12 protein-coding genes are annotated in these 12,820 nt (G+C 30.9%); all 12 read right to left on the bottom strand.

Annotation, left to right across the window (positions count from 1 at the left end):
* Positions 1-9: 9 nt before the first annotated feature.
* Complete coding sequence (locus HGJ18_RS03835; RefSeq protein ID WP_436411287.1) at positions 10-1,416, bottom strand: MBOAT family O-acyltransferase; 1,407 nt, start codon at positions 1,414-1,416, stop codon at positions 10-12.
* Between the two features lie 268 nt (positions 1,417-1,684).
* Entirely contained in the window at positions 1,685-3,244 is a 1,560-nt protein-coding gene (locus HGJ18_RS03830; protein WP_253697753.1) for a glycosyltransferase family 25 protein, read from the bottom strand.
* Between the two features lie 52 nt (positions 3,245-3,296).
* A complete protein-coding gene (locus HGJ18_RS03825; protein WP_253697752.1) occupies positions 3,297-4,301 on the bottom strand; it encodes a glycosyltransferase family 2 protein in 1,005 nt (334 codons plus the stop codon).
* Positions 4,298-5,608, bottom strand: coding sequence for a sulfotransferase family protein (locus HGJ18_RS03820; protein ID WP_253697750.1), 1,311 nt, complete (start codon positions 5,606-5,608; stop codon positions 4,298-4,300). Before HGJ18_RS03820 ends, HGJ18_RS03825 begins: the two co-directional genes overlap by 4 nt.
* Positions 5,596-7,014, bottom strand: a complete 1,419-nt coding sequence (locus HGJ18_RS03815; protein WP_253697749.1) for a glycosyltransferase — start codon at positions 7,012-7,014, stop codon at positions 5,596-5,598. The genes HGJ18_RS03820 and HGJ18_RS03815 overlap by 13 nt, the downstream gene beginning before the upstream one ends.
* Complete coding sequence (locus HGJ18_RS03810) at positions 7,002-8,108, bottom strand: DegT/DnrJ/EryC1/StrS family aminotransferase (protein WP_253697748.1); 1,107 nt, start codon at positions 8,106-8,108, stop codon at positions 7,002-7,004. Before HGJ18_RS03810 ends, HGJ18_RS03815 begins: the two co-directional genes overlap by 13 nt.
* 49 nt (positions 8,109-8,157) lie before the next feature.
* A complete protein-coding gene (locus HGJ18_RS03805; protein WP_253697747.1) occupies positions 8,158-8,622 on the bottom strand; it encodes an acyltransferase in 465 nt (154 codons plus the stop codon).
* Position 8,623: 1 nt separating this feature from the next.
* Positions 8,624-9,031: a sugar 3,4-ketoisomerase gene (locus tag HGJ18_RS03800; protein WP_253697745.1), complete on the bottom strand. Its 408-nt coding sequence runs from the start codon at positions 9,029-9,031 to the stop codon at positions 8,624-8,626.
* Complete coding sequence (locus HGJ18_RS03795) at positions 9,032-9,397, bottom strand: WxcM-like domain-containing protein (RefSeq protein WP_253697744.1); 366 nt, start codon at positions 9,395-9,397, stop codon at positions 9,032-9,034.
* A gap of 28 nt (positions 9,398-9,425) precedes the next feature.
* Positions 9,426-10,451, bottom strand: a complete 1,026-nt coding sequence (locus tag HGJ18_RS03790; RefSeq protein WP_253697743.1) for a glycosyltransferase — start codon at positions 10,449-10,451, stop codon at positions 9,426-9,428.
* Positions 10,452-10,459: 8 nt separating this feature from the next.
* Positions 10,460-11,707 carry a nucleotide sugar dehydrogenase gene (locus tag HGJ18_RS03785; protein WP_253697742.1) on the bottom strand — a complete coding sequence of 416 codons (1,248 nt, stop codon included), beginning with the start codon at positions 11,705-11,707 and terminating at the stop codon, positions 10,460-10,462.
* Between the two features lie 8 nt (positions 11,708-11,715).
* Positions 11,716-12,720, bottom strand: a complete 1,005-nt coding sequence (locus HGJ18_RS03780) for a glycosyltransferase family 2 protein (protein WP_253697741.1) — start codon at positions 12,718-12,720, stop codon at positions 11,716-11,718.
* Positions 12,721-12,820 lie beyond the last annotated feature (100 nt).

Below are 12,820 nucleotides of genomic sequence, written 5' to 3'. Positions count from 1 at the left end.
TTAATCCTTTTAAAATTGAAAATAAATAAACTGATTATTCGTATACATACCAAAAAATATTATAAACAAAATAAAAAAATAGTACATAATAAATCTACAGATTGGCGGCATATTTTTTACTCTAAAAAGCAGACTGTCTTTTTGCCTGAAAATATCACTTAAAATTAAAACCAATATCACAAAAAAGGAAATAGACAACTCCACTATACCGAAACCATTGATAGCAAAAATTCCTTGCTCAATTATTGTTGTTAAAAACAATCCCTTTTTAATACCCCCTATTACACCATATACACTAAACTCATTAAACATGATCATCAAATCAGAAGGGAAATAAGTGATTTTCTTTATTATTAATAGAGCATCAGAAATAGTATCAGCTCTAAAAAAAATCCATGCAAATGTAATAAAAATAAAAGTAATAAATATTTTAATAATATGTATAGGCAAACTAGAAACAGGGATTTTAAAAAAAGTTCTTATTTTTTCTCTAATATTTACAGTAAGACTACTAAAAATTTGATAGATAGCATGTAAAAAACCCCAACAGATAAAATTCCAACCGGCCCCATGCCATATCCCGCTTATTATAAATGTAATAAAAATATTTAATAAATGTCTATATTTACCTACTCTATTTCCACCCAAAGGAATATACACATAATCGCGAAAATATGACGATAAAGAAATATGCCATCGCTTCCAAAAATCATTTACTGATACTGAAAGATATGGAGCATTAAAATTTTTCATTAAATTAAAGCCAAGAATTCTAGCAACTCCTATTGCAATATTTGAATAACCCGCAAAATCGCATAATATCTGAAATGAGAAAAAGAAAACACTTAATAATACGGCAAGTGAATTATATGCTGAAATATCGGCGTAAACAGAATTTACATAAACAGCCAATCTATCTGCTATAACCATTTTCTGAAATAGCCCCCAAGCAGCAAGCTTTAATCCGCTTGCAGCCATATCAACATCAAATAAATGATTTTGCTTAAACTGCGGTAATAAATGTTCTGTTCTCTCGATAGGGCCGGCAACAAGCTGAGGAAAAAAAGTAACAAATAGTGCGTAAGTAATAAAATTCTTTTCAGCTTTCACAGTACCTCGGTATACATCAATCGTATATCCCAAAGCTTGAAAAGTATAAAAAGAAATTCCAACCGGCAACAAAAAATTAAAATTTGGAGTAGAGATTCTAATACCGAATAATGTTAAAAAATTTTGAAGTATTTCAAAGCTAAAATTCAAATATTTAAAGAAAAATAAAATCAAAAGATTTAAAATAAGTGATGTAATAAGAAATAGTTTTTTTCTATGATTATATGTTTCCATTAATATTCCCGATGTATATGTTATAATAATTGAAGTAATAATCAAGATTATATACTTAGGGTTCCACGACATATAAAAATATAAAGAAGCTAGAAGCAAAAAACACTGAGTAAAAAAAGGCTTTTTGACTTTTTGAGTAAAAATAAAATTTATAATAATTATAATTATAAAAAATATTAAAAATTTAAAAGAGTTAAAGAGCATCTAATCCCCCAAATAAATATTGCTGACATAATTTATAGAATTCATTTCAGAGTATGTTTCCTCCAATTAGATTCTACAAAAATATCCATTTCTTTAAGATAAATATTTAATACATCATCTTCCAAAATATTAGCAATTAAGGCGTATGTCTAAGATAACTTCCAATCTCAGACGGAAACAGTTCATCAGCAATAACAACAGATGGAGACACGAGCCATATCTGAGAAAATCTTCTATAATACTTCCAGCGATCTGCTTCGATAAAAACTTTTTCATTATGATAATATATTTTTTTTGCAGCCTCTAACCCAATAACATATCCATAAGTACCGGGATAATTATTCAATACTAAATACATTGAGTGAGCGGAAGTCAGTTTTTTCCGCCATACCTTTTTTATCCGCTTTGCAACGGTTGTCCCTAATAATACTATTTTATTACCTATAGGCATTTCCGATAAAGCACGATAAACCGAATAAAACTCCGGCGATAGGGAAACATCATCTTCCAAAATTAATGCTTGGGAGATATTTTCATCGATCATTTTTTTATAAATGAGACGATGACTCAGTGCGCAGCCTATTTCTCCTTCATTTAACACCCTGTTCAATATTTTTAATGTTTTTTTTGAATCATATACATCATCGATATTTTTTATTTCCTTACCATAAACGGCAGGAAAAAAGGAATATGGCACAGGGATATTTTTTAATATATCCTGCATATATTTTTTTCGCTCAGTATTATGCTCAAGATTAAGTACATATATCGGCATATTACCTCGCACTATTTTGGCCGAATAAAGCCCGGCTTTTATATATTGCAGAATAAAACTTAATACGGCAACAAGAAAAGAACCGGTATCAAGTCTACGCATACTAAAAGTTTTTTGTGTAATTCTTGCCGTTTGAGCAAACCGAATTAATGTTTTTAAGTAAAATAAAGGATTACGAATCCATACGGATTTCGGCATTATTTTCAATAAATGGCTACGGCATATATAATGCCCTTCAGCATGTTTTACTACAGGCGATAAGGTCAATCGATTTTCATCATTGTAATGATAAAATATCCTTATGGCTACCGGTAAATAAAGAAAACAAAACCCAGCTTTTGCAATAGAACAATACATCCAATTTTCAGGAATAAATTTAATATTTTTCGCGATAGGAAAATAGAAATGCCTTAACACATCGGTTTTAAAAATATCTAACTTTTCCCCGACAAATTTATCATTTACAACTTCTTCGAACCATGACTCCTTAATAGGTTTTGGCGACAAAGAGTCGCTGTCAATCGTATTGGTTAGAGAATTAACAGCATTGCACCGTAGACCAACAATGTCTGCATCATTTTTTATCTCATTTAGATACGGCAGTACTTTTGCTAAAGCATTTTCTATCAGAGCATCATCAGAATCCAAGCATATAAAATATTCCGTTGTACAAATATCCAAAGCTTTATTCCAAGCAGCTTGCTTTCCGGCATTTTCCTGATATATATAATTAACAGCAAACGGAGCAGCCTCTCTAAAATTTGTAATAAGCGAGGCCGTATTATCTGTTGAACCGTCATCAATTACCAGCCAAATAAAATTATAATCATTTTGCTTTAACAAACTTTGATAACAACGTTCTAACGTTTTTTCTCTGTTAAATGTCGGAGTAAAAATTGTGATTATTTCATTAGAAGTCATTTATCCCTCATTTCCTTATAAACATATTAAGCACTTCTAACAACTAAACTTTTTAGAAGCAGCCTATTAATTTCTTTACTATCACTTTCAATCGGGTAGGAATCCATTTTCTTAATTTCATATTAAATTGATACTTAAAAAGCTCATACCGAAGGCCGAACATTGACTGTTTTATCTTTTTTATATATGAAAGCAGTGCATCAGTTGTAAAATATTCAGGCAGCAAATTAAGCGATTTCCTCCAATCAGATCTATCGGTATGCATCAAAATTTGATAGTAAAATATATATTTCACATATTGTCTTTCGATATTCAAAACGGCATTTTTATGTTCCGGCGCATACAGATTAAAAAAAATACGAAAAGCATTCAATGTATTCTTAATTGATTCTAACACTCGTTTTATACCATTAAAATCATTCTTTTTATTTGAAATTCCCGTATCGGTATTATAGTGCAGTAAAATATTATTTATAAAATCATAAGTTTCCGTATAATAGGCAACAATAACCGATTCGTAAAGATCTTCTCCCATGATCGAATAAAAATCTTCCATGTTCGAAAAAGCTTTGTGTAACAGTTCTTTTTTATATGCCTTATTCCATACAGAGCCCGCCCGCGGATTGCTAAAATATACTAAACTATCAAATAAATTGTCTATCGTAATAAACGGGACTGGGTACAAAAATTCTCTGTCATTTTTATAAGCAAATTCTAAGACATCGCATGGCTGTATATTCAGTATTCTATACAAAACCTTGCATGCATCAGGCTCAAGCATATCATCACAATCTAAAAATAAAATATAATCGCCTGAAGCATTTTCTACGCCGGTTTTTCTTGCACAATGCGGTCCAAGATTTTTTTGATGCCGCACTATTTTTATACGGTCATCTTTTAAAGCATAAGTTTCTAATTTCTCAAGACTATTATCCGTAGAATAATCATCAACACAAATTATCTCAATATCGGTATAGGTCTGATTTAAAAGACTTGATAAAGTTTCATCAATAAAAAAACTGCGGTTATATATTGGAATTATTATACTGAATTTCATTTTTTAAAGTTATAATAATTGAAAATCATATATGGAAATTCAATCAAAAAAAAAGGAAAAAACATAAACAGTTTTATAAATCCCTTAGCTTTCATTTTTAAGGTCTTTCTATGATTAAAACTTTCACAAACACCGCCGAAAGAAGTTATTCCAAACAATAGCTTATAAACCTTATTTTTATATTCTTCAGGCAGTTCTTTTTTAGCTTGAATTTCATAAGAATCTTGGATATATTTTTCCACAGGCTTACCTTTATCAACTTTAATACCATTATCCAATCCGTCAGGGAAGTTGTAGCAATAATCCGATAACTCTTTTTCAATTTTAAAAATATCATCTTCCCACTGAGGATAGTTTTTAAATTTGTATGTATTTTTTGCAGATTTTTCAGGATTAAAATAAAGCCCCTTTTTTATATGTTCTTCATCACGCAACTCAAGAAAGGTTTTTAATTTTAATAAAGAATTTTCATAATCAAAAATAAGATCTTCAAAATGAAGTAAAAGAACATTTTTATTTTCAGCTTCTATTTTTTGTGAAAAACGTATACCTTTATACCAGCTTATAAATGTATTTACATCATCAGTAGGAATATAAGGCTCTCCCCAAGAGCTTTTATTTAACACATAAACATCACGCGGATCGCGGTCAACAATGACAATTTTTGTTTGCGGAGCATATTTCAAATATGCCGATATATTATAAGCAGGAAAAAACTGATCTACCAAAACTTTTTTTGTGTCCGTATGAATACCGACTTCCAAAAAAAGTTTTTTTATATAATCTTGAGTCTTAGCATAAAAAGAATCATCAAAAAAAGCATAGAAGCTCTTATTTCTCATCTGATATGTAGGATGCCAAGTATTAGGTTCATATAAAGAATAATTTTTATATGAATATTCATTAAGAAATATTTGTTTTGCCAAATTATAATAAAGTAAATCTTGTTTTGAAAACTTAATAGTATCGGAACCTCGATGCCAATTTCCTTGCCACTGTGCAGTGCAGATAGAATTTATATAATCGATTGAATATTTTTCAAAATTTCCATTAAAATACTTTTGATAGTCTCTTTGCTTATTTAAAATATTAGCAAGGCGCAGAAATCTTTTTATAGCCATATCAGTTTTCAGTCTATGACCTTCACGCAATGCATTCTCTAAATCATGCAACCCATCACTTTCATGTAAAAAAGTACACTCAAATCCCGAATCTAAGCTCTTTATATCTTTAAATTCCTCTATTATATTTGTTGCGGCAGAACTACCAGTTCCACCGTATCCTGTACATGCTATTATTTGCTGCATTGCTTATCCCTATATATTCGGCATAATGTGGGCAATAAAACTAATCTTACCGGAATAGTTACTATGTACCCGCAAATATTTAGTATCCTGTAACCAAGCTTTAAAAAATTTATTGGTGTAGGAGTATTTTTCCACCTAAAAAATGCTTTTTGTATTTTTATGTTATAACCGATAGGTAAAAAAATATAATAATGACTAAATTTTTGTTTTGCCTGTACAAAAGTAATTTCATTATTTTTTATTTTTTTACCATTTTTATTTTCAATTACTTTCATAATTTCATAATCAAACTTTTTAATAGCCTTATCAATCGAGAATTCAGCTATTTTCTTTAAACAATTTTCAGACATTTTATTATATAAAATGTCATCAGATAATATTCTTTCTATTTTTTCAGCAAAATCATTTGCATCCCAATCAGAAACAAAACCGCACGCTCCATCACAAGCAAGCTCATCCGATGCCCCGGCAACTCTTGTTGTAACAAAAGGTTTTCCTAATATCATAGCTTCACAAACTACAGTAGGAAAGGCTTCTGCAAAAGAAGAAACACATAGAAGATCAGCAGCCTTTACATATGGATATGGGTTTTCTTGAAACCCTAAAAATAAAACACTATCTTGAATACCCAAAGCAGCAGCTTTCTTTTTCAATATTTTTTCTTCCTCACCTATACCCAAAATAATTAAATGAGTATCGACATGATTATCTTTTAATACTTTTTGTGTTTCCAATAACAAACTAAAATTTTTGTTTGAATCCAGTCTCCCTATACCTATCAGTGTTTTTGAATTAGAAAAAATATGCGTTTCAATTTTTTCTTCAGCCAGTTTTTTTACAGCTTTTATATCAATAGGATTATAAAAAATCTCAGTTTTATGTTTAAACTGAGAAAAAACTTTAATTATTGAGTCTACTGCGATTGCAGAAACCGAAAATATTTTTTCAGGTATAGCCCATATTTTTTCTTGCAGCTGCTTTTCAAAAGTAATATCAGGAAAATTATTAAGATTCAATAAATACCGTATATCACTATGTGTCCATGCAATTTTATAATTGCAAAAGCAAGAAGCTAAATATGAAGGAGTATCTTTAATCCATGAAATTACAATATCATACTCTTCAAAATGATATAAAGTTTTTACTACAGTTGGTTCACACATCAATAATTGATTGAGTGTATATTCATAAAAAGGAATTCGGGTTTGCTGCACTGTAACCATAGGTGCTAATAATTTTATATGAGGCAACAACGGCTCATTTTTTATGTCATAGTGCAAAAGCTCAAAAATACTTATATCATACCTATCACGGTCTAAATTATTGACTAACGTTGTCAACACTTTTTCTGCCCCACCGCCTGATGAATGAGTATGCGTAATAAAAAGAAGTTTTAGTTTTTCCATTCGTTTACTTTTTTAATTACGTAATTAACTTCCTCACCGGTTAATAAAGGACTCATAGGAAGACTAAGCACTTCTGCATGTATTTTTTCACTTATCGGTAAGTGAAGATGAGAAAACTCTTTATATGCTTTTTGTTTATGAGGCGGAGTCGGATAATGAATAACTGTTTCTATTCCGCAATCTTTTAAATAGTCAATGAGTGCCTTTCTATTTTGAAGCCGAACGCAATAAATATGCCACACATGTTCTTCTTTTTGGTGGAGTTTTGGTAAAATAATCGTCTTGTTTTTTATTCCGGTATTATACATCGCTGCGATTTGACGGCGGCGATCATTATCCGCATCAAGCCTTTCCAGTTTTACTGAAAGGACGGCGGCCTGTATTTCATCAAGACGGGAATTTTCTCCCTTGTATTCGTGCACATATTTTACACTTGAGCCGTAATTTGCCAATTTTCGTATGACATCTGCAAGTTCTTCGTCATCAGTTGTAACGCAGCCGCCGTCACCTAAGCAGCCCAAATTTTTGCCCGGATAAAAGCTAAAACCGGCAGCATCACCGAAAGCTCCGCTTAGTTTTCCGGTTTGTTTTGCACCGTGTGCCTGTGCTGCATCTTCAATAACTTTTAAGTTGTGCAGCTTTGCAATAGCACTAATCTCCTCCATATTGCAAAGTCTGCCGTATAAATGCACCGGCATAATAGCCTTCGTTTTTTTTGTTATCTTTTCTTCTATTTTTTTTACATCAATTAAATAGTCATCTATATTCGGCTCAACAAAGACAGGTGTCAAATTTTCGGCACTCACTGCAAGAATAGTAGCTATAAAAGTGTTTGCAGGAATAATAATTTCATCACCTTCTTCAAAAACACCAAGCAGCTTGTAAGCACGGAGAATCAATTTCAAAGCTTCAAGACCATTCCCTACACCAATACAATGATTAACTCCGCAAAATTGTGCAAAGTTTTTTTCAAACGCCGTACATTCTTCACCGTGAATATACCAGCCCTTTTTTATAACTTCATTTATTTTTTGCGAGAGAGACGGTTCAAAGCTTTCAGTTATTTTTTGTAAGGATAAAAAAGGGATATTCATATTTATTTTATTATCATATTTCTGTATTTATTTTTTATAATTTTTTTGCTTATATCTTGCGAACATATTTAGCTGGAGAACCATACCACAATTCATTATCAGGAATATCTTTAGTAACAAGGCTTCCTGCACCAATCATAGAATTCTCTCCTATTGTGATACCACCTAGTATAGTTGAATTTGCACCAATCGATGCACCTCTACTTATTATGGTTTTTTGAAAAGTTTCAGGATATTGTTTAGATCTAGGATATTTATCATTGGTAAATGTAACATTAGGACCTACAAAAACATTATCACAAATTACGATACCATCCCATAAAAAAACTCCAGACTTTAATGTCACATTATTACCAATCTTGACATCATTTTCAATAAATGTATGACAATTTATATTACAATTCTCACCTACAATAGCATTTTTAAGAATAATGGCAAATTGCCAAACTTTCGTACCATTACCTATATTAGTAGAATGACAATCAGCCAGTTCATGAATAAAAACATTCTTCATATTATTTAATATCCCTGTATTTCAAAAATTTATCATAACTTCTGATATAATCATCTTCGGTATAATATTCGGAAGCCAGCACCAATGCTATCGAACCAAAAGAAAAATCCGTAAGGTTCCTCCAAATACCGGGAACTATCAATAATCCCTTTGACGGACTATTTAAAAAGATTGTTTTCTTATTTTTTCCGTCATCTAATTCTACCGTAAAGGAACCTGCAGCTGGAATCAAAACCTGTAAGAGCTCTTTATGTGCATGTGCTCCCCGTTCTTGATTCTCTGGAACACCGTAAAGATAATAGATCCGCTTTACCTCAAACGGTACGGTACTTTTATGATTGAGATGCGTTATATTATTAGTAAAATCTTTATGCAAATTCAACAAGATGCAGTTATCAACTATATTCATTTATATTTTCCGTACAAAATTAATAGATTCTTTTGAGGACAGTATAAGAATGACCGTATTTTCAGCGAATTGACACAAAGTAAAGTCTGTATTGCTTTCTATATACAAACTCTTATTCGCATTTTTTAAGAATATAGTGTTTAACTCTTTTTTCGGCACACTATTATTATCTAACAAAAAACTACCTGAAAGCGGCGTAACAAAAAACTCTGCACACTCATTATTAGTAAATTTATATTCATCGCCGGTATTATATATGTTAATAAGAAATACACCTTTAATTTTAAAAGGAACAGCTCGTTCACTTTCAAAAAAAGAAAGATTACCACGCCCGTCGGTAATCTTAGAAACTTCTATTTCCTTCATATCATCCTCGAATATCAGCTAAAACATTTTAATGCAGTCCGAACATTTTTTTTATCAATATTTTTGCATCATTATATAATTTTTCTTTATGTGTTTTACCGATAATATTTTTTGCATTTATTTTATACAAGTCAATATAATCTTTATATTGAAAATCAAACACATTAGTACTAAAAAAATCTTTATTATTTTCAAGATATGTAATAAGACGCTCAAAGGCCCAAGAACTTAAACGCAATTGTTTATTTTTACAAGTATCAATAAGCAGTCTAAACTTTATCTCTTCTTGATTATACGTTTTTAACTGAGGAAAAACTTTCTTTATTTCATCATAGTCTAAGCTTAAATAATTATCAAGAACAAATTTACTTTCAATAGAATGGCACATGTCAAGCCATTTTGTTTTACCGCTTAAATTTATTATTGGATTTGAAAATCTCCTATAAAAAACAGTAGGCTCATTAACTACAGCCGTTTTTCCGTGTATAAGACAGCGTACATTTAAATCATAGTCATGCATCATAATCAAATTCTGATTATAAGCAGCAGTTTTCTTAAACAAAGTTTTTTTAAAGGAAACACCGGGAGAAGGAATATCGTTCCCTGCATAAAAAAGATGATTAAGCATCTTATACTTATCAAAAAAAGGCTGTTGAATAATTTCATTTAAATCATTACTATTTTCGTCTATTACTTTAAGTTTTGGAAAAACCGTTTCGACTAAATCATCTTTTTTAAATTGGAGCATTACTTGTTCAAGATGATTCGGAAGTAAAACATCATCACTTGCAATCAAAGTTATATATTCCGTATTTGACTTTTCAATTCCATCATTAAAAGTTGCTCCGGGACCCCAATTTCTAGTATGTTTAAAATAACGAATTTTATCCGACAAGTACTTTTGTACAACAAGTTCAGTATCATCTTTTGAACAATCATCTATTATAACAATTTCAAAATCCTGACAGGTTTGTTTTAAAACACTTTCGATTGTTTGAGAAATATACTCTGCCTTATTATATGTTGGAATTACTATCGTGATTTTCGTATTCATATCAAATCCTAATCTCTTCCAAATAAATCCCTCGTATAGATTTTCTCTTGAACATCGGCAAGTAAAGAATCATAACGGTTTGCAATTATAACTGCACTCATTTTTTTAAATTTTTCCAAATCATTTACAACAAGACTACCGAAAAATGTTTCGCCGTCATTTAAATTAGGTTCATATATGATAACATCAGCACCTTTTGCTTTAATACGTTTCATAATACCCTGAATTGAACTTTGGCGAAAGTTATCGCTATTTGATTTCATAATAAGACGATAGACGCCTATAGTTATCTTCTTTTCGGAGAAAGAATCAAAAGAAACCGAAGCAGAATAATCATAATATCCGGCTTTTTGCAAAATTCTATCGGCAATAAAATCTTTTCGCGTTCTATTGGACTCCACAATCGCTTGAATAAGATTTTGCGGGACATCCTGATAGTTAGCTAAAAGCTGCTTTGTATCTTTTGGAAGGCAATAACCGCCGTATCCAAACGAGGGATTATTATAAAAAAGACCTATCCTCGGATCAAGACAAACACCGTTTATTATAGACTGAGTATTCAGTCCCTTCAGTTCTGCATAAGTATCAAGCTCATTAAAAAAGCTCACTCGCAGAGCCAGATAGGTATTTGCAAATAGCTTTACAGCTTCCGCCTCAGTAAAATCCATAAATAATGTATCAATATTTTCTTTGAGAGCCCCTTCTTGCAATAATCGGGCAAATTCTTTAGCTGCCTCAGTGAGTCTTTTATCTTCTAAATCGGTACCTACAATAATTCTGTTTGGATGAAGGTTATCAAAAAGAGCGTTACTTTCACGTAAAAACTCCGGACTAAATAAAATATTTTTGCTTCCGGTTTTTTCCCGTATTGTTTTTGTAAAACCGACCGGAATAGTAGATTTGATAACCATAACAGCATTAGGATTATAATGCATAACAAGTTTTATTACGGCTTCAACAGCACTTGTATCAAAAAAATTTTTTCGCGGATCATAATTAGTAGGTGTCGCAATTACAACAAAATCCGCATTAGAATACGCAGAAACTGCATCAAGTGTAGCTTTAAGATTAAGTGGCTTTGTTAAAAGATAATCTTCGATCTCCTTATCCTGAATAGGAGATTTTTTATTATTTATAAGATTAACCCTGTCAGGTACTATATCTACCGCATAAACTTCATTATGCTGCGAAAGGAGAACGGCAATACTTAATCCGACATAGCCTGTTCCGGCCACTGCAATTTTATATTTCTTCATTTTTTATATCATCGCCGCGATTGTAAAAATCTAACCAAACCATAAGGAAGTATATATTTAATAACTTTTTTTACAGTCAACTTATATTCTTTATTTTTTTTGTTTACTTTATATCTTTCAGTTTCTGATAGTAAAGTAAATAATTGACTTATATCGGCTATATCGGCAGTTTGAGTAAAAGTATTCTTATCTATTGCTTTTTTTAATTCTTCAAAACATTCTTTGGCATAAAACAATGAATGACGTATAAAATATTCTGCATGAGTATAGTTGAAGTATCTAAAATAATCATAATAAGCCTGCACTGCGAGTAAGTTACGGTGAAATTGATTTTGTTTTGTCCATATACCGTCCTTATGTATTCTATATACGGCAACAGTCTCATTTTTAAAAAAAGCTTTCCCTTTTTCTAAATGAAGTATATAACGTCCGGTATCGGCACGAAAAGAAGATTCGCTTGGTGTACCTATAGCCTTTTTTATTATCTGTGGGATACCGTTATGATACAGAACATTTCTAAAAATACTTGCAGCCGTTTGCGTTATAATAGCTTTATTTTGAAGCAAATCATCAAAATCAAATATAGCTTCTTTTACATTATTCTCAATAAATGTTTTTTTGGTTTTATCTTCATACAACATCATACAGTTAGAGCTATAAATTGAAAAATCTTTATGTTCTTCAAGATAGTCAACTGCTTTTTGTAAAAAAAACTCATCAGTATAATAATCGTCCGGGTCGAGCACACAAAAGTATTCTGTCTGTACTCTCACTTGAGCTTTAAGAATGTTGGCAAGAAGCCGTTCATTTTTTTCGGATAAAATTACTTCAATTCTTTCGGAATATCGCCTTTGTAGTTCTTTTATCATTTCAATAGACCCGTCTGTCGAACAATCGTCCGTTATAATAAGTTTAACACCAAAATCAGTTTTTTGGTTTAAGACTGAGGCTACGGCTTCATTAATATATGTCCTTCGATTATAGGAAGGTATTAGTACAGTTATTTTATTCATATATCACCAACTTATCTATTTTATTTAAATCTAATAACGATATCTTGAGTTTTATTTTAATATGCCTTGAGTAAGTAAAATTTGGTATTTCCTAATTATT

The sequence above is a fragment of the Treponema denticola genome, assembly GCF_024181405.1.
Lineage (GTDB): Bacteria > Spirochaetota > Spirochaetia > Treponematales > Treponemataceae > Treponema_B > Treponema_B denticola_D.
Note: the sequence above shows the minus strand (reverse complement) of the source record. Positions and strands in the feature narration are given on the sequence as shown.